This window comes from Pseudomonas sp. 02C 26, from assembly GCF_002843585.1.
In the GTDB taxonomy this organism is placed as follows: domain Bacteria; phylum Pseudomonadota; class Gammaproteobacteria; order Pseudomonadales; family Pseudomonadaceae; genus Aquipseudomonas; species Aquipseudomonas shirazensis.
The window spans coordinates 3,878,691-3,898,880 of record NZ_CP025262.1 but is presented as its reverse complement, the minus strand read 5'-3'; the positions used below and the strand labels follow the sequence as shown (position 1 = coordinate 3,898,880).

At 63.4% G+C, this 20,190-nt stretch carries 19 protein-coding genes; 9 read left to right on the top strand and 10 right to left on the bottom strand.

Features of this window, described 5'->3' with window-relative positions:
• Nucleotides 1-280 precede the first annotated feature (280 nt).
• The 7 genes from nirB (at nt 281) to CXQ80_RS17740 (ending at nt 6,685) form a co-directional block, all read left to right on the top strand.
• Nucleotides 281-2,833: a nitrite reductase large subunit NirB gene (gene nirB / locus CXQ80_RS17770; RefSeq protein ID WP_101321707.1), complete on the top strand. Its 2,553-nt coding sequence runs from the start codon at nt 281-283 to the stop codon at nt 2,831-2,833.
• Complete coding sequence (gene nirD, locus CXQ80_RS17765; protein ID WP_101321706.1) at nt 2,833-3,195, top strand: nitrite reductase small subunit NirD; 363 nt, start codon at nt 2,833-2,835, stop codon at nt 3,193-3,195. The genes nirB and nirD overlap by 1 nt, the downstream gene beginning before the upstream one ends.
• A 43-nt stretch (nt 3,196-3,238) precedes the next feature.
• Entirely contained in the window at nt 3,239-4,171 is a 933-nt protein-coding gene (gene pcaQ / locus CXQ80_RS17760) for a pca operon transcription factor PcaQ (protein ID WP_101321705.1), read from the top strand.
• A gap of 229 nt (nt 4,172-4,400) precedes the next feature.
• Nucleotides 4,401-5,141, top strand: a complete 741-nt coding sequence (locus tag CXQ80_RS17755) for an FKBP-type peptidyl-prolyl cis-trans isomerase (protein WP_101321704.1) — start codon at nt 4,401-4,403, stop codon at nt 5,139-5,141.
• A 272-nt stretch (nt 5,142-5,413) separates the two neighbouring features.
• Entirely contained in the window at nt 5,414-5,854 is a 441-nt protein-coding gene (locus CXQ80_RS17750) for a YkvA family protein (RefSeq protein ID WP_101321703.1), read from the top strand.
• A 100-nt stretch (nt 5,855-5,954) separates the two neighbouring features.
• On the top strand, nt 5,955-6,305 hold the full coding sequence (locus tag CXQ80_RS17745; RefSeq protein WP_101321702.1) for a helix-turn-helix transcriptional regulator: 351 nt from the start codon (nt 5,955-5,957) through the stop codon (nt 6,303-6,305).
• On the top strand, nt 6,302-6,685 hold the full coding sequence (locus tag CXQ80_RS17740) for a hypothetical protein (RefSeq protein ID WP_101321701.1): 384 nt from the start codon (nt 6,302-6,304) through the stop codon (nt 6,683-6,685). Before CXQ80_RS17745 ends, CXQ80_RS17740 begins: the two co-directional genes overlap by 4 nt.
• Before the next feature lie 197 nt (nt 6,686-6,882).
• Here CXQ80_RS17740 and CXQ80_RS17735 read toward each other — a convergent pair whose 3' ends face one another.
• The gene (locus CXQ80_RS17735) at nt 6,883-8,964 is read right to left on the bottom strand and encodes a carboxy terminal-processing peptidase (protein ID WP_178080788.1); all 2,082 of its coding nucleotides are present in this window, start codon (nt 8,962-8,964) and stop codon (nt 6,883-6,885) included.
• A gap of 141 nt (nt 8,965-9,105) precedes the next feature.
• On the opposite strand from CXQ80_RS17735, the gene CXQ80_RS17730 reads away from it, so the two are divergent.
• The gene (locus CXQ80_RS17730) at nt 9,106-10,068 is read left to right on the top strand and encodes an NAD(P)H-quinone oxidoreductase (RefSeq protein ID WP_101321699.1); all 963 of its coding nucleotides are present in this window, start codon (nt 9,106-9,108) and stop codon (nt 10,066-10,068) included.
• A 33-nt stretch (nt 10,069-10,101) separates the two neighbouring features.
• Here CXQ80_RS17730 and CXQ80_RS17725 read toward each other — a convergent pair whose 3' ends face one another.
• The 6 genes from CXQ80_RS17725 to CXQ80_RS17700 all read right to left on the bottom strand — a co-directional run bounded on the left by CXQ80_RS17725 (nt 10,102) and on the right by CXQ80_RS17700 (nt 15,351).
• The gene (locus CXQ80_RS17725; protein WP_101321698.1) at nt 10,102-10,755 is read right to left on the bottom strand and encodes an HAD family phosphatase; all 654 of its coding nucleotides are present in this window, start codon (nt 10,753-10,755) and stop codon (nt 10,102-10,104) included.
• A 22-nt stretch (nt 10,756-10,777) separates the two neighbouring features.
• On the bottom strand, nt 10,778-11,767 hold the full coding sequence (locus CXQ80_RS17720) for an ABC transporter ATP-binding protein (protein ID WP_101321697.1): 990 nt from the start codon (nt 11,765-11,767) through the stop codon (nt 10,778-10,780).
• 1 nt (nt 11,768) lies between these two features.
• Nucleotides 11,769-12,563: an ABC transporter permease gene (locus tag CXQ80_RS17715; RefSeq protein ID WP_101321696.1), complete on the bottom strand. Its 795-nt coding sequence runs from the start codon at nt 12,561-12,563 to the stop codon at nt 11,769-11,771.
• Entirely contained in the window at nt 12,553-13,359 is an 807-nt protein-coding gene (locus CXQ80_RS17710; protein ID WP_178080837.1) for an ABC transporter permease subunit, read from the bottom strand. Before CXQ80_RS17710 ends, CXQ80_RS17715 begins: the two co-directional genes overlap by 11 nt.
• A 29-nt stretch (nt 13,360-13,388) precedes the next feature.
• Complete coding sequence (locus CXQ80_RS17705) at nt 13,389-14,195, bottom strand: alkaline phosphatase family protein (protein ID WP_101321694.1); 807 nt, start codon at nt 14,193-14,195, stop codon at nt 13,389-13,391.
• Nucleotides 14,196-14,289: 94 nt separating this feature from the next.
• A complete protein-coding gene (locus CXQ80_RS17700) occupies nt 14,290-15,351 on the bottom strand; it encodes an ABC transporter substrate-binding protein (protein WP_101321693.1) in 1,062 nt (353 codons plus the stop codon).
• A gap of 329 nt (nt 15,352-15,680) precedes the next feature.
• Here CXQ80_RS17700 and CXQ80_RS17695 point away from each other — a divergent pair, with 329 nt between their 5' ends.
• Nucleotides 15,681-16,394 (top strand): UTRA domain-containing protein, encoded by a 714-nt coding sequence (locus CXQ80_RS17695; protein WP_101321692.1) that lies wholly within the window; start codon nt 15,681-15,683, stop codon nt 16,392-16,394.
• Nucleotides 16,395-16,403: 9 nt separating this feature from the next.
• Here the strand turns inward: CXQ80_RS17695 and CXQ80_RS17690 are convergent, their stop codons facing one another.
• The 3 genes from CXQ80_RS17690 to CXQ80_RS17685 all read right to left on the bottom strand — a co-directional run bounded on the left by CXQ80_RS17690 (nt 16,404) and on the right by CXQ80_RS17685 (nt 20,178).
• A complete protein-coding gene (locus CXQ80_RS17690; RefSeq protein WP_101321691.1) occupies nt 16,404-18,581 on the bottom strand; it encodes a mechanosensitive ion channel family protein in 2,178 nt (725 codons plus the stop codon).
• A 44-nt stretch (nt 18,582-18,625) separates the two neighbouring features.
• Nucleotides 18,626-18,793 (bottom strand): hypothetical protein, encoded by a 168-nt coding sequence (locus CXQ80_RS24865; protein ID WP_178080787.1) that lies wholly within the window; start codon nt 18,791-18,793, stop codon nt 18,626-18,628.
• A gap of 95 nt (nt 18,794-18,888) precedes the next feature.
• Nucleotides 18,889-20,178 carry a M18 family aminopeptidase gene (locus CXQ80_RS17685; protein ID WP_101321690.1) on the bottom strand — a complete coding sequence of 430 codons (1,290 nt, stop codon included), beginning with the start codon at nt 20,176-20,178 and terminating at the stop codon, nt 18,889-18,891.
• Nucleotides 20,179-20,190: the final 12 nt, after the last annotated feature.

The window sequence follows — 20,190 nt, the reverse complement described above, 5'->3', positions numbered from 1 at the left end:
CGGCGGCGTTGCACAGATCCCGGGGCCGCTGCGCGCCCCTTTCGCGACACAAGGCCGCTCCTACACGCGTACGCATCACGCAAGTACGCCTGTACGCACTACACGAGGTTGGCACAGTCCCTGCTTTGACCCAGCTACAACACGCCCCACTGATCAACGGCGATCAATCAGGGGCCTCACCCAGATGAGAACAGGCAAAGGCGCCTGGAGCTTCGGCTCCAGGCGTTTTTTTTTGTCTTTGCGGCGGCCAACCCCGCCAACCCGTGATCGAGGATCGGCTATGCAGGCAACAGCGAACGGCGGACAACTTCAGCGACTGGTCATCGTCGGCAACGGCATGGTCGGCCATCACTGCGTCGAGCAACTGGTCGAGCGCGGCGCACTGGCGCGCTTCGAGGTGCGCGTATTCGGCGAGGAGCGTCAGCGCGCCTACGATCGCGTACATCTCTCAGAGTACTTCGCCGGCAGCGACAGCGAAGCGCTGGCCATGTGCGAGGCGGATTTCTACGATCGCCACGGCGTGCACCTGCACCTCGGCGAGGGCGTGCTCGAGATCGATCGCGAGCGCTGTGAAGTGGTCACCGCAGAGGGCCGTTATGGCTACGACCAGTTGGTCCTGGCCACCGGCTCTTATCCGTTCGTGCCGCCAGTCGAAGGCTCCAGCGGCACGTCGCGGCTGGTCTACCGCACTCTGGATGACCTTGACGCCATTCGCGCCGCCGCCAGCGGCAGCCGCCGGGGTGTGGTGGTCGGTGGCGGCTTGCTGGGCCTCGAGGCGGCCAACGCCTTGAAGTCGCTGGGCCTGGAAGCCCACGTGGTGGAGTTCGCGCCGCGCTTGATGCCGGTGCAGCTCGACAGCGAAGGCGGCGCGGCATTGAAGGCGCAGATCGAGGCGCTGGGCGTGGGGGTGCATGTGTCACGCGCCACCCAGTCGATCAGCACCGGCAGTGAGTACCGCTATCGAATGAATTTCGACGGTGGCGAGTATCTTGAAACCGACCTGATCGTGTTCTCTGCCGGTATCCGCGCACAAGACGCCCTCGGCCGCGCCTGCGGCCTGGAGATTGGTGCGCGTGGCGGGGTGGCGATCGACCACGATTGCCGCAGCAGCGACCCGCAGATCTTCGCCATCGGCGAGTGCGCCTCGTGGAATGGCAGCGTGTTCGGCCTGGTCGCGCCCGGTTACAGCATGGCGCGCAACCTTGCTGCGCTGTTGCTTGGTGAAACGTCCACCCCGTTCACCGGCGCCGACATGTCAACCAAACTCAAGCTGCTTGGAGTCGATGTCGGCTCGATCGGCGACGCCCACGGCGCGACTCCTGGCGCGCGCAGTTACCGCTTCATCGACGAGGCCAACGCGGCCTATCGCCGGCTGGTGGTCGATGCCAGCGGCAAGCACGTGCTCGGCGCGGTGCTGGTCGGTGACAACAGCTACTACGACACCCTGCTGCAGTACTGCCAGAACGGCATTGCCCTGCCAGCTGATCCGGCCACGCTGATCCTGCCGCAGGGCGGCGGCGCGCCGGCGCTGGGTGCCGATGCCTTGCCCGATACGGCGACCATCTGCTCCTGCCACAACGTCAGCAAGGGCGCGGTCTGTGCGGCCATCGACAGCGGCTGCAGCGACCTCGCCGCGGTCAAGAGTTGCACCAAGGCGGCCAGCGGTTGCGGCGGTTGCGCGGCGCTGCTCAAGCAGGTCTTCGAGCACGAGTTGACTGCCCGTGGGGTCACCGTCGACAAGAGCCTGTGCGAGCACTTCGGCTATACCCGCCAGGAGCTTTATGGGCTGGTCCGGGTCGAGGGCATCCGCACTTTCAATGAGCTGCTCGAGCGTCACGGTAAAGGCCATGTCGGCTGTGACATCTGCAAACCGGCGGTGGGTTCGATCCTGGCCTCGTGCTGGAACCAGCCGATCATGGACGCCGCTCTGGTGCCGCTGCAGGACACCAACGACACCTTCATGGCCAACATGCAGAAAAACGGCACCTACTCGGTGGTGCCGCGCATTCCCGGTGGCGAGATAACCCCGGACAAGCTGATCGTGATCGGCCAGGTGGCGAAAAAATACGACCTCTATACCAAGATCACCGGCGGTCAGCGCATCGACCTGTTCGGCGCGCAGTTGCACGAACTGCCGCTGATCTGGGGCGAGTTGATCGCTGCGGGCTTCGAGACCGGTCATGCCTATGGCAAGTCGACGCGTACGGTCAAATCCTGCGTCGGCAGCACCTGGTGCCGCTACGGCGTGCAGGACAGCGTGGCCATGGCCCTGCGCCTGGAAGACCGCTACAAGGGCCTGCGCTCGCCGCACAAACTCAAGTTTGCCGTGTCCGGCTGCACCCGCGAGTGCGCCGAGGCGCAGAGCAAGGACATCGGCGTGATCGCCACCGACAAGGGCTGGAACCTCTACGTCTGCGGCAACGGCGGCATGCGCCCGCGGCATGCCGAGTTGTTTGCCACCGACCTCGATGACGACAGCCTGATCCGCATGATCGACCGCGTGCTGATGTTCTACATCCGCACTGCCGACAAGCTGCAGCGCACCTCGGTCTGGCGCGAGGGCCTGGAAGGTGGCCTGGATTACCTCAAGGCGGTGATCCTTGAGGACAGCCTGCTGCTTGGCGCCGAGCTCGAAGCGCAGATGCAGCACGTGGTCGATCAATATGAATGCGAGTGGGCCAACGCCCTCAACGATCCGGAAAAACTCAAACGGTTCCGCACCTTCGTCAACGACCAGCGCGCTGACCCGGACGTGCACTTTGTGCGTGAACGCGAACAACGCCGGCCGGTGGCCGCGCTGCACCTGATCCCAACTGTCGAGGAGGCTGTCTGATGAACTCATGCAATGTCGCAGTAGCGCAACAACCCAACTGGCAAACAGTTTGCCAGCGCGGCGATCTGGTCGCCGATTCCGGTGTAGTGGTGTGGCTGGACGGCGAGCAGGTGGCGCTGTTCTACCTGCCTGGCCAGGCTCAGCCGCTTTATGCCGTGGCCAATCGCGACCCGCGCTCGGGCGCCAATATCATCGGCCGCGGCCTGATCGGTAGCATCGGTGGCGAGCTGACGGTGGCGGCGCCGTTGTACAAGCAGCACTTCAGCCTGCGCAGCGGGCGCTGCCTGGAAGACCCGCAGCAGGCGCTGCGGACCTGGCCGGTGCGCCTGGCAGGGGAGGCTGTCGAGGTGGCGATGCGCTAAGATGGCTGACCGACGCTGATCGCGGGCAGAGCTGCTCTTACGCATGAATCTCGACACTCGAATCAAGTACCGCCACTTGCTGTGCTTTCTGGAAATCGCCCGCCAGGGCAGCCTGGCGCGTGCGGCCGACGTTCTGGCGATCAGTCAGCCAGCGATTTCCAAGACCCTCAAGGAGCTTGAGCAGTTGCTCGAGACGCGGCTGTTCGAGCGCACTCGGCTGGGCGTCGAGCTGACCACCGCTGGCACGCGCTTCATGCGCTACGCTGGCCCCAGCGTGCAGGCCCTGCGCGATGGCGTGAGCAGTGTGCGCGGCGAGGCGCGGGCGCCGTCGCAGGTGCGCATTGGCGTGCTCTCGACCGTCGAAGGCCTGCTTATGCCGGAGGCGCTGTGCCGCCTGCATCAGCGCCATCAGGCGTTGCTGATCAGCGTGAGCACCGGGGTCAGTGCGCAGTTGCTCGGCCAATTGCGCCTGGGTGAGCTGGAGTTGGTAGTCGGGCGCATGACCGACAGCCCGCAGATTCAGGGCTTGTCATTCGAGCACCTGTACAGCGAATCGATGAGTCTGGTGGTGCGTCCGGGCCATCCGCTGCTGGCGCTACAGCCGCTCGAGCGCAGCCGGGTTGGCGACTATCCGCTGGTGTTGCCTCCGCTTGGCACCACCATCCGCCAACACGCCGACAGCCTGTTTGTGCAGTGCGGCATCCACATGCCGGCGCAACGTCTGGAGACCTTGTCGCTGGCGCTGAGCCGGCGCTACCTGCTGGGCAGCGATGCAGTCTGGGTCGCCCCGCGTGACGCGGTGCTGATCGACCTGGGCCGCGGCGAGCTGGTCGAGCTGGACCTTGGCATCTACGAACCGGGTGGCTCGGTGGGCATCTGCCGCAATGCCGCGCTGCCGCAGAGCCTTCCGGCGCAGTGGGTGTGCGAGGTGCTGCGCGAGTTGGCCGGGGAGTACCGCGAAGGGCTTTATCCCTGACGGATCTGTCATGTTTCGCAGGGCAGACATAAATAGCCACAATACCCGCCGCAGGTAGCATCTGGGCTCAATACTGGCCAGTGGCTGCAGCGTTGCCATGAACAACCTTTCACCTACTGAACTTACTGCCCGCAAGCGGCTCCTATGCCGGTAGCCATTGGTAACGACCGCCTGCTAAGCTCGCGGCTTTACCCTGATTGCCCTTATGGCGCATGAACAAGGAACTAGCATGAAACAACATCGTTTGGCGGCTGCGGTTGCCCTGGTAAGTTTGGTTCTGGCGGGCTGCGACGCTCAGACCAGCGACGTCGAGCTGAAAACCCCGGCACAGAAAGCCTCCTACGGTATCGGCCTGAACATGGGCAAGAGCCTGGCTCAGGAAGGCATGGAAGACCTTGATTCGAAAGCAGTCGCCATGGGTATCGATGACGCTGTCAGCAAGAAAGAGCAGCGCATCAAGGATGACGAACTGGTCGAGGCCTTCACCGCGCTGCAAAAGCGTGCCGAAGAGCGCCTGACCAAAGCCAGCGAAGAAGCCGCATCGGCTGGCAAGAAGTTCCTCGAAGAAAACGCCAAGAAGCAGGGCGTTGTGACCACCGCTTCCGGCCTGCAGTACGAAGTCGTGAAGAAAGCCGATGGCCCACAGCCAAAAGCCTCTGACGTTGTGACCGTTCACTACGAAGGCAAGCTGATCGATGGCAAGGTGTTCGACAGCTCGGTCGAGCGCGGCAGCCCGATCGATCTGCCGGTCAGCGGTGTGATCCCAGGTTGGGTCGAAGGCCTGCAATTGATGCACGTCGGTGAGAAGTACAAGCTGTACATCCCGGCTGAGCTGGCTTACGGCGCACAGAGCCCGAGCCCGCTGATCCCGGCCAACTCGGTACTGGTGTTCGACCTGGAACTGCTGGCGATCAAAGATCCGAGCAAGCTCGAAGGCGCCGAGCCGCCAGCCGAAGCTCCGGCTCAGTAAGCCTTAGCGTGTCTACAACGCCCCGTCTCGACGGGGCGTTGTCGTTTTTGCGGGCACCCAGACGAACCTCGGCGGGCATTGCTTGTCCGAGATTGGGTGGCCGGTACATGTCTGCCCAATGACGCAAAACGTTTGCGCAGCTGTCACGATTGGGTAAAAAACGCCCGATCTAAGCGCGACCCTTGCCCTGTCGGCACGGGGCGGCGGAAACTGTGCCCTGTTCACAAGGTTATCCACAATAAATGTGGATAACCTCATCGCCCGGAGGCCCCATGAGTGCACCCTGGAATTTCAGCCGATTTCTGCCCCTTGCCGAGCGCCTGCTCAGCCGTGGCCGGTTGCCGGCGCTGTTGTTTGCGGTCGCGCGCAAAGGCCCCAAGCTTGGCCAACTGCGTGAAGACCTGCGCTTGATGCAGAGCCTGTGCCTGGCCTGGTGGCGCGGCGAGTACCGCGCCATCAGCCCGAAGGCGCTGGTGACCATCGTGGCCGGCCTGCTGTACTTCGTCAGCCCGCTGGATGCGATCCCCGACTGGCTGCTGGGCGTCGGCTTTCTCGATGACATCGCCGTGCTCGGCTGGGTATTGAAGACCGTGGCTGACGAATTGGGCCGTTTCAAGGCCTGGCGCGACGCTCAGACGCCAGAGCGTTTGCGCGTGGTAGAGCGCCTGCCAGACACCCCCGAGGCCCTGCGCCTGGAGCGCGGTACGCCTTGAATTCAGCCTGATCCGCGCAGACCCTCGCACTTGGTCATATAATTGGCATAAAGGTTATGCCTAAGGGCTACATGCAGTAGCCCTACGTGAGGGGTTTGCAATGGAAATTCAGGTCATCAGCCGGGACGATAAGCCCGAATACGCCGTCATTCCCTGGGAGCAGTATCAGGCCCTGCTGGTCGCTGCCGGCCAGGCGCCTGCGTCCAGCCCTGCCAAGGCAGAGCAGACGCTAGCAGAGCCTGCTGCGGCGCCTGCCAGCCTGCCGGCAATCAGCGAGCTGGACCGCCTGCGGGAAGCCAAGGGCCTGGCCCCTGAAGCACTGGCGCGCAGCGTCGGCATCAGTCCGGCCTACCTGGCCATGATCGAAGCGGGCGAGCGTGAAGCGGGTGCGCCGATCCTGCGCAGCCTGGCCTGGCACCTGGGTATTGCTGGCTGGAGCGAGCCGTCATGAGCGGCGTCAGGATCAGTCGCCAGCATTGGGATGGGCTGCTCGGCGAGCTGGACATGGCCCGCCGCCAGCGCCACCTGCTGACCTACCGTGCCCTGCTCGAGCGTCTGCAGCTGCCAACCCCGGCCATGCAGACGCTGACCGCCGCGCTGGAGCATCTGGCCGCTATCGACGCACGCGCCGAACAGCCGCTGCGCAGCTCGCTGGTGATCAGCCAGGGCGCTAGCCGCCTGCCGCGTACCGGCTTTTTCGAATGTGCCGAGCGCCTGGGCAGGTTTACCGGGCCGGTCGATGGCATGGAAGCAGCCTCCTGGCACGCGTCGGAAGTGGCCAGGGTATTCGAGCACTGCTATCCCGAGTCCGGAACGACGCGCTCTGCGTAGGAGCGGCCTTGTGTCGCGAAAGGCGCGCGTAGCGTGCCCGGGATTTGTGTAGCACCACAGAATGCCGGGGCCGCTGCCGCGACCCTTTCGCGACACAAGGCCGCTCCTACAGGGATCGCGACCGGTACGCAGACGGTCAAAGGGGGTGGACACCTAGGCGTCCACCCCCTTTTTTTGCGACTGGCATCAGCCGGCGATCACTTCTTGGCTACCGACGAGCTCAGGCTCAGGTAATCAAGCAGGATACGCCCGGTTTCTGCCAGGTAGGCGTCGTCTTCCGGTTTGGTGTTTTCATCTTCCACCGGCAGCGCGTCTTCGTCTTCTTTCTTCAGTTCCTTGAGCGGCTCTTCACCCTTGGCCTTGCGGCGGATGTTTTCCAGGGCCAGTTGCTTGCCCTCGATCTCATCGTGGCGGGCGCGACGGGTCTGCTCGTTGAGGCTGACGCTCTTCTCGCTCATCAGCTTCTGGCTCAGGGCCAGGCGGTCACGGATGTAGGTGAACTCGGCATCCTTGGCGCTGCGGGCGTCGTGGCGGGCCTTCAGCTCGGTGAGGAACGGCTTGAACGGGTCCACGGCAGGCTTGATCGCCGGCTTGATGGTGTCCCATGGCATGGCCTCGGGCAGGGCGCTCTCGCCGATTTCCTTGGTGTCGATGATCGACGGGTAGTCGATATCCGGCAGCACGCCCTGATGCTGGGTGCTCTGCCCGGAAACCCGATAGAACTTGGCCAGGGTCAGTTTCAGCTCACCATGGTTGAGCGGCTGGATGGTCTGCACGGTGCCTTTGCCGAAGGTCTGGCCACCGATGATCAAGGCGCGGTGGTAGTCCTGCATGGCGCCGGCGAAAATCTCCGAAGCCGAGGCCGAGAGACGGTTGACCAGTAGCGTCAGCGGGCCTTTGTAGAAGGCGCCGCGGTTTTCATCTTCAAGCACATCGACGCGGCCGTCGCTGTTGCGTACCAGCACGGTCGGGCCTTTGTCGATGAACAGGCTGGTCAGCTCGGTGGCTTCCTGCAACGAGCCGCCGCCGTTGTTGCGCAGGTCGATGACCACGCCGTCGACTTTCTCGTTCTGTAGTTCGGTGAGCAGTTTCTTGACGTCGCGCGTGGTGCTCTTGTACTCAGGATCGCCGGCACGGTAGGCCTTGAAATCGAGGTAGAAGGCCGGGATCTCGATGATCCCCAGCTTGTAGTCACGGCCATCCTGCTTGAGCTTGAGCACCGACTTTTTTGCCGCCTGCTCTTCAAGCTTGACTGCTTCGCGGGTGATCGAAACGATTTTGCTGGTCTGGTCGCTCGGCGCATTGCTGGCCGGGATGACTTCAAGACGCACCACCGAACCTTTAGGGCCGCGGATCAGCTTGACCACTTCGTCCAGACGCCAGCCGACCACGTCGACCATTTCCTTGTTGCCCTGGGCCACACCGATGATCTTGTCGGCCGGGGCGACCTGTTTGGTCTTGGCGGCAGGGCCGGCCGGTACCAAACGGACGATCTTGACCTGATCGTTGTCATTCTGCAGCACCGCACCGATGCCTTCGAGCGACAGGCTCATGTTGATGTCGAAGTTTTCGGCGTTGTCCGGCGACAGGTAATTGGTGTGCGGGTCGTAGGACTGGGCGAAGGTGTTGATGTAGGCCTGGAAGATGTCTTCGGCACGGGTCTGGTCAAGCCGCGCAAGTTGGTTCTTGTAGCGCTTGATCAGGGTTTCCTGGATCTGCTTGAAGTCCTTGCCGGCGATCTTCTGGCGCAGCACTTCATCCTTGACCCGTTTGCGCCAGAGGTCGTCCAGCTCGGCGTCGTTTTTCAGCCATGGCGCGTCTTTGCGATCGACCAGCAGCGACTCGTCAACGGTGAAGTCGATCTTGTCGACGCCCTTGTTGAGTTCGGCCAGGGCAAAGTCCAGGCGGGCTTTGACGCGGTTCAGGTAACGCTTGTAGATGGTGAAGCCCGGATCGAGATTGCCGCTCTTGAGGAAATCGTCGAACTGGGTCTTCCACTTGTCGAACTCGGCGATGTCCGAGGCCGTGAAGTAGCTGCGCGATGGATCGAGCAGCTTGATGTAGCTGTCGTAGATGATCACCGAGCGGGCGTCATCCAGTGGCGGCTTGCTGTAGTGGTGGCGCTTGAGCAGCTCGACCACATTGAGACTGGCAACCACCTCATCCCGGTCTGGCTGCAGGCTTTCCCACTTGTTGGCGGCGGCCGCATTGCCGCCAAGCGTCAGGCTGCCAACGCCAATGAGCAGGGCGAGGGCGGTGCTGGGCAGAAAATGCTTCATGCTGATTCGACGTAAAGGCAATTGATCACGCATAGTAGGCCGTCTATTCCGTTCGCCGGTTCCATGGAGCCGGGCAAATACTGCAAAAAGCCCGGGACAAGGCGATCCCGGGCTCAGTCATGACTCAACTATGGAGGCACTGTGAAGGCATTGCAAGGCGTTGACGGACATGTGGAGTGGGTCGAGGCCGAGCGCCCGACCTGTGATGCCGGCCAGGTACGCATTCGCGTAGCCGCGGCAGGCCTGAATCGGGCGGATATGCTCCAGATCGCGGGCAATTACCCGCCGCCGCCGGGCGCCAGCCCTTACCTGGGGCTGGAATGTTCCGGGATCATCAGTGAAGTCGGCCCCGGCACCGACTGGCGCGTCGGCGAGCGCGTCTGTGCGCTGCTGGCGGGCGGTGGCATGGCCGAGGAAGTGGTGGTCGATGCTCGCCACGTGCTGCCGGTGCCCGAGGGCCTGAGCCTGCACGAAGCGGCGGCGATCCCCGAGGTGTATGCCACGGCCTGGCTGAATATCTTCCAGCTCGGCGGGCTCAAGCCTGGGGAAAAGCTGCTGGTACATGCCGGCGCCAGTGGCGTCGGCTCGGCGGCGATTCAACTGTGCAAGGCGCTGGGTAATGCGGTCTGGGTCAGCGTTGGCTCGCCAGAGCGGCTGGCCTACTGCGAGGCGCTGGGCGCTGCCGGTGGGGTGGTGCGCAATGCCAACCTCGATGACCTCAAGCAACTGGGCCCGTTCGACGTGATCCTTGACCCGGTTGGCGCCAGCTACGGCCCGCTCAATGTCGAGCTGCTGGCCCGCGACGGGCGCTGGGTGATGATCGGCTTGATGGGCGGGCGCAAGGTCGAACTGGACCTGGCGCAGATTCTCGGCAAGCGCCTGCAGCTGACCGGCTCGACCTTGCGCAATCGCGATGATGACTTCAAGGCCGAACTGCTCAAGGAGCTCGGCCAGCAGGTCTGGCCGTTGTTCACCGATGGCCGGCTCAAGGCGCAACTGGTGGACACCTATCCGGTCGCGTTCGCCGAGGCCGCCTACGCCGAGCTTGCGACCAATCAGGTCTCCGGCAAGCTGGTGCTGGTGATCGACCAGACGCTGGCCTGAGTCAGCCATGCCGGGGCTCAGGCCCCGGCTGTTTCACTTCCAGGCGAGGATCGGCCAGCCATGCTGCTCGGCATGGGCGCGCAGGACCGGGTCAGGGTTGACTGCCCTGGGATGATCGACCTTGAGCAGCAGCGGCAGGTCATTGCGCGAGTCCGAATAGAAACTCGCGCCCTCGAGGTTTTCCTGTTCCTGATCCAGCCACTCCAGCAGCCGGGTGATCTTGCCCTCGCGGTAGGTCAGCACGCCATGAGTGTTGCCGGTGTACACGCCATTGACCGCTTCCAGTTCGATCGCCAAGTACTCGTCTACACCCAAGCGGGCTGCAATCGGCCCGACCAGGTGGGTGCCAGAAGCCGAGATGATCAGCACCCGATCACCTTGCTTGCGGTGCTCGGCAATGCAGCGGCAGGCGTCGCCGTAGATGATCGGCTCGATCACATCTTCCACCCATGGCTCGACCAGGTGCGCCAACTCCTCCAGCGTGCGCCCGGCAACCGGCTCGAGGCTGAAGGCCATGTAGTCTTCCATGGCCATCTCACCCTTGCTGTACGCCTCCATCAGCTCGCGGTCACGGCGCAGAAACGACTCGCCATCGACCCAGCCCAGCCGCACCATGTGCTCGCTCCACAGCGACGCGCAGTCGCCATGGATCAAGGTTTCATCGAGATCGAAAATTGCCAAAGCCATCGGTACTTCTCCTGAGCTACTTCTATGCCACTTCGCGTAGCGCCGTTGGGTCGATAGCCAAGGATACCCGTTGACCGTCCGCATGCAGATCCTCTGACGAGCGATTGAGCACGTCAACCACCAGTTCGACACCGCGCACCTCGACCCGATAGCGGATGACGTTGCCGAGCAGGCTATGGCTGCGCACCTGGCCGTCCAGTTCGCCGGTGAGGCTCAGGCTGATCGACTCGGGGCGGATCGCCAGGCGGCTGCTGACCGGGCGTTGCAACAGGCGGCTGGCGCTGTCGGCATCGAGCAGGTTGTAGTTGCCGATAAAGCCTGCGGCAAACAGGTCCACCGGCGCGGTGTAGAGGGTTTCGGCGTCGCCACTCTGGACGATCCGGCCCTGGTTCATCAGGAAGATGCGGTCGGACATGGTCAGCGCTTCTTCCTGGTCGTGGGTGACGAAGATCGTGGTCAGCCCCAGCTCGCGCTGAATTGCCCGAATCTGCTCGCGCAGGTGCTTGCGAATACGTGCATCCAGCGCCGACAGTGGCTCATCCAGCAGCAACAGGCGCGGCCTGGTCACCAGCGATCGGGCCAGCGCCACCCGCTGGCACTGGCCGCCCGACAACTGATGCGGATAGCGCCCGGCAAAGCTGCCCAGCTCGACCAGCTCGAGCACTTCGCGCACCCGCGTGCGGCTTTCTGCAGCAGGGGTTTTCTGCATGCGCAAACCGAAGGCGACGTTTTGCTCGACGGTCATGTTGGGGAACAGTGCATAGCTCTGAAAGACCATGCCGATGCCGCGTTTTTGCGGGCTCAGCGGCACCAGGTCGTGGCCGTCGAGGAGGATCCGGCCGCTGTCGACCGGGGTCAGCCCGGCAATGCAGCGCAGCAAGGTCGACTTGCCGCAACCGGACGGGCCGAGCAGGGTGACGAATTCGCCGCGCTGGATCTGGCAGTCGATATCGTCGAACACCGGGCTGCCGGCGTAACTCTTTTGCAGTTTCTCTACGCTGACGAAGCTCATCTCAGGGTTTGTCCTTGTTCAAGCGATTGGCCACCCAGGTCAACACCAGGACGAAGGCGAAATAGGAAATCACCAGCGCGCTGTTGAAGTGGCCGCTGCTGTTGCGCATGTTGTTCAGGTACACCTGCAGCGTTTCGTAGCGGGTACCGACCAGCAGGTTGGCGAACACGAATTCGCCGAACAAAAACGAGAACGACAGCAACAGCGCCACCATCAGGCCCTTGCGCAGGTTTGGCAGCACCACCAGAAACGCCGCCTGCCAGGTGCTGGCACCGAGCAGTTGGGCAGCGTCCATCAGGTCGCGCAGGTTGATCGCCTGCAGGTTGTTGGTGATGGCCCGGTACATGAACGGCAGCGCTACGGTGAAGTAGCAGCCGATCAGAATCCACGGCGTACCGACCATCGCCATCGGCCCGCTGCCATACAGCTGCAGCAAGCCCACCGACGACACCACCGGCGGTACCGCAAACGGCAGCAGGATGAGGATGTTCATCAGCGCATCCAGCCGCGGGAAGTGGTAATGCACCACAAACAGCAACGGCAGGATCAGCACCACCGACAACAGCAGCGCGCCGACGCACACCAGCAGCGACTGGCCGAAGGCGGCCAGAAAGCGCGGCTCGCTCCACAGCGCCACGTACCATTTGAAAGTCAGGCCGCTGGGCAACAGGCTCGCCGACCAGCTGGTCGACAGTGAGTAGAGCAGGGTGCCGGCCAGCGGCAGCAGCAGGATCAGAAACAGCAGGTAGACCACGGCGCGGTGGTACCAGCCGCCCGGGCGGGATTCAGCGCGCATGGTAGCTCCTCTTCAACAGCCATTGATGAACCACCGTGACCAGCGTCATCAGCCCCACCAGCACCATCGCCAGGGCGCTGGCCAGGTTCGGGTCGAGGCTGATGTCGCCCGCCACCAGCGCCGCGATGCGGATCGGCAGCACGTTGAAATTGCCCGTAGTCAGTGCATAGACCGTGGCGTAGGCACCGAGGGCATTGGCCAGCAGAATCACGAAGGTGCCGAGCAGCGCCGGGGTCAGCACCGGCAGGCCGATGTGCCGCCAGAATTGCCAGTGGCTGGCGCCGAGCAGCGCCGCGGATTCGCGCCAGTCTTCACGCAGGGCGTCGAACGCCGGGTACAGCAGCAACACGCCGAGCGGGATCTGGAAGTAGGTGTACACCAGGATCAAGCCGGTCTTGGAATAGATGCTGAAGTCTTCGAGCAGGCCGATCTGCTTCAGCAGCAAGGTCAGTGCGCCGTTGAAGCCGAGCAGAATGATGAAAGCGAAGGCCAGCGGCACTCCGGCGAAGTTGCTGGTCATGTTGGCGAAGGCACTGACGAAGTCGCGCAGCTTCGAGTCGACCTGGCGCAGCGAATAGGCGCCAAGGGTGGCGATGATGATGCCGAACAGGCTCGACCAGAAGCTGATCTCCAGGCTGCGCTGCAGCGCCTGCAGATAAAACTTGGAGGCGAACACCTTGCTGAAGTTGTCCAGGCTCCAGCCGCCCTCGGCCTGCACGCTGTGAATCACCACCCAGCCCAGCGGCGCGATCTGGAACACCAGAAAGAACAGCGCGAACGGCAGCAGGCAGAGCATGGCCAGGTAGCGCCCGCGGGTGCCGGCCTTCACGACAGCAGCTCGCGGCAAACGCTTTTGTCATGGGCGGCGCCGAGCAGCTCGCAGATCGTTCCGCACAGCTCGGTCTGTAGCGGCTTGGCATTCTGGTCGAGGCTGAAGGCGCTGCCGAAGACGAACAGCGGCACCTCGCGCTCCTCGGCCAGCAGGCCATTGTGCGAGCGGTCGTTGTTCATGCCATGGTCGGCGGTCACCAGCACCTGGTAACCCTCTTCGAGCCAGCGCGGCAGGTAGTCGGCCAAGAGGATGTCGGCACCGCGCGCGGCATTGCGGTACTGGCTGCTGTCGAGGCCATGACGATGGCCGGCATCGTCGATGTTCATCGGGTGCACCAGCAGGAAATTCGGGGCGTGGCGGCGGCGCAGGTACTCGGCGTCGGCCAGCAGGTGCGAGTCGGGGTAGTGATCGGCGTAGTAGAACAGCCCGTGCTGGATCGGCAGCTTTGGCGCATGGGTATGGCGATCGCGCAGCGGGTCGAACGGCGAGCGATTGTACAGCTCGCTCATCCAGTGATAGGCCGCAGCCGCAGTGCCCAGGCCTGCCTCGCGGGCGTAGTGAAACACGCTGCGCTGGTTGGACAGGCGGTTGACGTTGTTGTGGACGATGCCGCTTTCCAGCGGTGGTACGCCGGTGAGAATACACTCGTAAAGCGGCCGCGACAGCGACGGCAGCTCGCACTGGACCCGGTACAGCGCAGCGCGGTCAGCCTCGACGTAAGCGTGCAGGTGGCCCATCGCATGGTGGGCGACCTCGTGGTTGAGGCCGTCGAGCAGGACCAGAATGACGTTGTGTTGCATGGAGACTCCACGGCAGGTGGAACACACGGTGGGGTTGCCCTCTGCCCCGCTGTTACGGTGCAGAGAGCTGTTCAGAGCATTACCCAGGCAAGCGTCATTCCATCTCGATGATGACCTGCTCCTGCCATTTTTGCGGCAGCGCCTTGGAGGTGGTCTCCCAGGCTGTCGCGTCCTTGATTGGCTGGGCCGGCGCGTACTGCTCATTGGGCAGCAGCTTGGCCTGTACATCAGCCGGCAGCTTCAGGTGCTCGGCACGGATCGGCCGCGCGTGGCCATTGGCCAAGTTGATCTGGCCGGCGTCGCTGAAGATGTATTCGCGAGCCAGCTTGGCCGCGTTGGGGTTTTTGGCGTACTTGTTGATGATGGTGGTGTAGCCCGAGGTAATCGAGCCGTCAGCCGGAATCAACACCTCGAAGCGCTCAGGGTCGATCTGCTGGCGGTAGCTCAGGCCATTGAAGTCCCAGACCACGCCGACTTCCACTTCGCCTTTCTCCAGGGTCTGGATGGTCGGGTTGGCCAGCGACAGGCGTTTCTGCTGAGCCAGTTTGGTGAACAGCTGCAGGCCTGGCTCGATGTTGCGTTCATCACCCTTGTAGGCGATGGCCGCAGCGAGCACGCCGTTGGCCGCTTGGGCTGCGGTGCCGACGTCACCGATGGCGACCTTGTACTTGCCCTTCTCGAGGTCGTGCCAGGTTTTCGGCCGCTCGCCTTCCTTGACCAGTTGCTTGTTGATGATGAAAGCAATGGTGCCGGTGTAGGCCAGCGCCCAGTGGCCGTCCTGGTCCTTGGCCCAGGTCGGTACCTGGTCCCAGGTGCTTGGCTTGTACGGCTGGCTCACGCCCTTGGCCACGGCGATCGGGCCAAAGGCGGCACCGACGTCACCGATGTCGGCGCTGGCGTTGTCCTTTTCCGACTCGAACTTGGCGATTTCCTGCGCCGAGCTCATGTCGGTGTCCATGTGCTTGAGGCCGTACTTGCTGGCCAGGTCATCCCAGGTGGCTTTCCAGTTGGCCCACGCATCGGGCATGCCCACGCTATTCACCGCGCCTTCCTTGCGGGCTGCATCTTCCAGTGTCTTGAGGTCGTCGGCGGCCATTGCCGAGGTGCACAGGGCGATGGCCGAACCGAGCAATGACGCCATGAAAAACTGTTTCATCCGAAGCTCCTTGGGTGGGAATGCCTTGCAGGCGATATGAGGATGCAAACCGTGCGCGTGACGTAAGTGGTCTAGGTCAGCAAACCTTGCGCCAAGGTAGGCCGCCAGCGTGACAGTTTGATGTAGGTCAGCGCCTTGGCCGGCCTACCGGGATGCCTGAAAATACAGCGTAGACCAGATCCCAGGCCCTGATTCGCCTGGCCTGATGCATTTTCAATGTCACCCTTGAGGGGCTTCTGTAACCGGATGTTCATGGCCTGTGCCTAGGCTTGCACTATTCTCCAGTTGCCCTGTTGTGGGGCTGGACTAGTCCAGATAGGTAACCTTTGATGCAAGCGACGCCAGCGCGCGCGGTAACAGTCATCTGTCATGCCCTGCAGGAGCAGATCGAACACGGCCTGCTGGCGCCGGGCGGCAAACTGCCGGCCGAGCGCAAGCTCAGTGAAGTCTTCGCCACCACGCGCATCACCCTGCGCGAGGCACTTCTGCAGCTGGAGGCACAGGGCTTGATCTATCGCGAAGAGCGCCGTGGCTGGTTCGTTGCGCCGCAGCGGTTAAGCTATGACCTGATTGCCCGTAGCCACTTCCACGCGATGGTTCGCGAGCAGGGGCGGGTGCCGGCCACCGAGCTGTTGTCGGCGCGCCTGCAGCCGGCCTCGGCGGCGATCTGCGCGCGCTTGCGCCTGCCGGGGTTGTCCAGCGTGGTGCAGATCTGCCGGGTCCGGCGGATTGACGGGCGCGCGGTGCTGTATACCGAGCACTACCTGGCGCCAGCGTACTTCCCGCAGATTCTCGAGCAGGACCTCAGTCAGTCGCTGACCGAGATCTACGCTCGCGAGTATCAGATTGAATATGGCCGGGTCTGCTTCGAGATCCTGCCCACCGCGTTGCCTCTGGCCGCCGCCAGTGCGCTGAAGATCTCAGCGGGCAGCCCGGGCTTGCAGGTGACCCGGGTCAACTGCGATCAGCAGGGTCATCTGATCGACTGTGACCTGGAGTACTGGCGCCATGATGCAGTGCGGATCAGGGCCGAGGCGGGCTAGCCTGAACAGTCAACGGGTCGGCGGCGCTGTGGGTGCATCCTGGGCAACCGCTTCGCTCAGCCCGCCGCCGCCGGCCGTGACCACCTGCACCGACAGCCGCGGCATCGCCAGGTCGAGGCCGGCTGCGTCAAGTTGGCGTTTGAGCGCCAGGTTGAACGCCCGCGATACTTCCCACTGCTTGATCGGCGCAGTCTTGAAGCGCGCCCGCAGGATCGCCTGGCCGGCCTCGAAGCTTTCCACCCCTTGCAGCTCCAGTGGCGACCAGATGTTGCGGCGCATCAGCGGGTCGCTGCGCAGGGTCTGGCCGACCTCACGGATCAGGGTGATGGCCTTGTCGATGCTCATGCCGTGAGGCACGGCCACGCGGAAGATCGCGTAGCCGAACTCACGCGAGTAGTTCTTGATGCTCTTGATTTCGCTGAACGGGATGGTATGCACGATGCCATCGATATCGCGCAGGCGCACGGTACGGATGGTCAGGCCCTCGACGGTGCCCAGGTGGCCGCCGACTTCGACATAATCGTCGATGGCCAGTGAGTCTTCGATGATGATGAACAGCCCGGTGATCAGGTCGGCGACCAGCGACTGCGCACCAAAGCCGATGGCCAGGCCGATGACACCGGCACCGGCCAGCAGCGGCGTGACGTTCATGCCCATGTTGGCCAGGGCGACAATCACCGCAATGATGAAGATAGCCACGAACATGACGTTGCGGATCAGCGGCATCATGGTCTGCGCGCGGGCGTTGGCCAGGCCACGGCGCGAGCGCACCAGCGCATGATGCACCGCCGTGTCGGCGAGGATCCACACCAGCCAGGCGGCGATCAGGGTACCGGCCAGGCCGAGCAGACGTAGGCTGACGTCATGCCCTTCGCCCTCGGCAAAGCCGATCATCGACAGGCCCCAGACGCGCAGGCCAAGCTCGATGAACACCAGCCAGATCAGCACATGCAGCAGGGCGTAGGCAAAGTTGCGCAAGCGCTCGGCATACACCGCCTGACGGCGATTGATCCGCTTCGGGTTGGCCGCGTGGCGGCGCACCAGGCCATTGACCACCATGCACACCACCACCAGCACGGTACACATCAGCGACTGGCGCAGGGCTGTGCTGGTATCGCCAGCGGAGACGAAGGTGGCCACCAGCGAGATCGCCACCAGAATCATCGCTGGAATGAACCAGAAGCTGCCGAGAATCTCGATGGTGTCACTCAGGGTGCGCCGGTTCAGCCGACGCGACAGTGGCTGGTTGCGAATCAGGTGGGCAATCGGGCGGCGGAAGCGTAGCACGAACAATCCGGTGCACAGCGCCGCCAACACGTTGGCCAGGGTCGCCAGAGCGTGGGCCAGATGGGTGCCCAGCGCTGCGGTCAGGCGCGGGTCGTTCATCGCTTCGCCAAACGCCGCGAAACTGCCGATCAGCCACAGCGGGCGAAACGCCTGATGCCGCAGAATATGCAGGGCGCGGTGGCGGTGCGGGCCATCGAGCAGGGAGAAGGCAATCACGCAGATCGCCGAGAAGCAGGTGCCCACTACCAACGCGTAAGCCAGCACCATCGCCATCGATTTGCCCAGCGAGGGGGGCAGGGCGAAGCTCAGGTAGACGGTGATGATCAGTGCCACCAGCCACGGCCCCAGTTTGCGCAAGGCAAACAACACCAGGTCACCGGTGCGCGGGTGTTGCGGCAGCTCAGCCTTGAGACCGAAGCGCAGGCGCACGCGCTGACCGATCCAGTTGAACAGCATGGCCAGCAAGCTCCACACCGCAATCACAGCCGCGAAGCCGAACAGAATCGCCGGCCACTGCTGCACCGGCACGATCAGCGCGCTGAGCTCATCCTGGGCCTGATTGATTTCCAGCGACCAGCGCCGAAACGGGCTTTCATCGCCGCTGAACTGCTTTTCAATGTCATGCAGGGCGCCGCTGATGAGCCCGAGCACGCCTTGTTCCGGGTTGGCCTGGGTCTGTTTGCTGGCATCACGGAGTTTTTTCAGGTCGGCCAGCAGCTTGCTGCGTTGCTGGTCGTTTTCGAGGTTCTTGATCACCTCGTCCAGCGACTTGGCCAGCGGCTCGCTGGCTTGCGGTTGTGCCGGCGCGTTCGAGCCGAGCAGGCCGGGAATGCCGGCGGCATAGCTCGGCGTGATGAACAGCAACAGCAGCAGGGTCAGGCAACGCAGGAAGACAGGCACCGGAAAAACTACCTCAGGACAATCGATCGACCGAGTGTAGAGGTTTATGTGGGCAGTTTCTCGAGGATCTTCCAGCACATGATGCCGAAAATGCCCAAGGTGCCGATCCACATCATCAGCACCCCGGCGTTGCGCTCGCGCAGGCTGAAGCCGATGGTCAGCAGCATCAGGAACAGAAATACCGGAACGAACAATGAGAGAAAGGGCGACATGCGACAGAATCCTTCTGCGGGGTAACTGGATAGCCACTATGCATCCAGCATAGCGGCTGCGCCGAGGGTGGCCATTGACCCTCGGCAGGTTGCCTTCAAGGCAGTTCGCGGGTGCGGTAGAACGCGCTCAGAACCTTGACCAGGTGAGCCAGGTCATGGCTGCCGCACAGCTCGCGGATCGAGTGCATGGCAAAGGTCGGCAAGCCGATGTCGACCGTGCGCACACCCAGGTGGCTGGCGGTGATCGGGCCAATGGTCGAACCACAACCCATGTCGCTGCGCACCACAAAGCTCTGCACCGGTACTTCTTCAGCCATGCACAGGTGGCGGAAGAACCCGGCGGTTTCGCTGTTGGTGGCGTAGCGCTGATTGTTGTTGACCTTGATAACCGGCCCGGCATTGAGCTTGGGCCCATGATTACCGTCGTGCTTGTCGGCGTAGTTGGGGTGCACGCCGTGGGCGTTGTCGGCCGAGATCATCAGCGAACGCTGGATCACGCGAACGTACTCGTCGCCATCCGGCAGCAGGCGCTGCAGGGTTTGTTCGAGCATTGGGCCGTCGGCGCCGCAGGCCGAGCTGGACCCGACTTCTTCATGGTCGGTGCAGACCAGCACGCAGGTCTCGTCGCTGTCGGTTGCCAGCATCGCCTGCAGGCCGGCATAGCACGACAGCAGGTTGTCGAGGCGGGCGCCGGCGATGAAGTCACCATTGAGGCCGATCAGGGCCGCGTCCTGGGTGTCGTAGAAGCTCAGCTCGTAGTCGAGCACCACGTCGGCATTCAGTTCGTGTTCGCGGGCCAACTGCTCGGTGAGCACAGCGCGGAAATCGACCCGCTCGTCACCGGCCACCTGGGCGATGATTGGCGGCAGTTCGAGCTGGGCATTGATCGGCCAGCCTTCGTTGGCGGTGCGATTGAGATGGATCGCCAGGTTGGGGATCACCGCGATCGGCAGCTTGAAGTCGACCAACTGGCTTTCGACCTTGCCATCACGGCGGAAGGTCACCCGCCCGGCCAGCGACAGGTCGCGGTCGAACCACGGCGCCAGCAGCGCGCCGCCGTAGACTTCGACGCCCAGCTGCAAAAAGCCGTGGCGCTGCAGTTCAGGCTGCGGCTTGACTCGCAGGCACGGGCTGTCGGTGTGCGCGCCAACCATGCGGATACCGCTCAGCAGCGGTGATAGCGAACCGAGCTTGATCGCGATCAGCGACGAGTCGTTGCGGGTCAGGTAGTAACGCCCGCCAGGCACGGTGGCCCAGCTGTCACGCTCGTCGAGGCGCTGAAATCCAGCGGCTTCGAGGCGCTGGACCAGGCTTGCCGTGGCGTGGAAGGGCGTCGGGGAGGCCTTGAGGAATTCGATCAGGCCCTGGTTCAAAACATCGCGCATAGTTCACTCCAG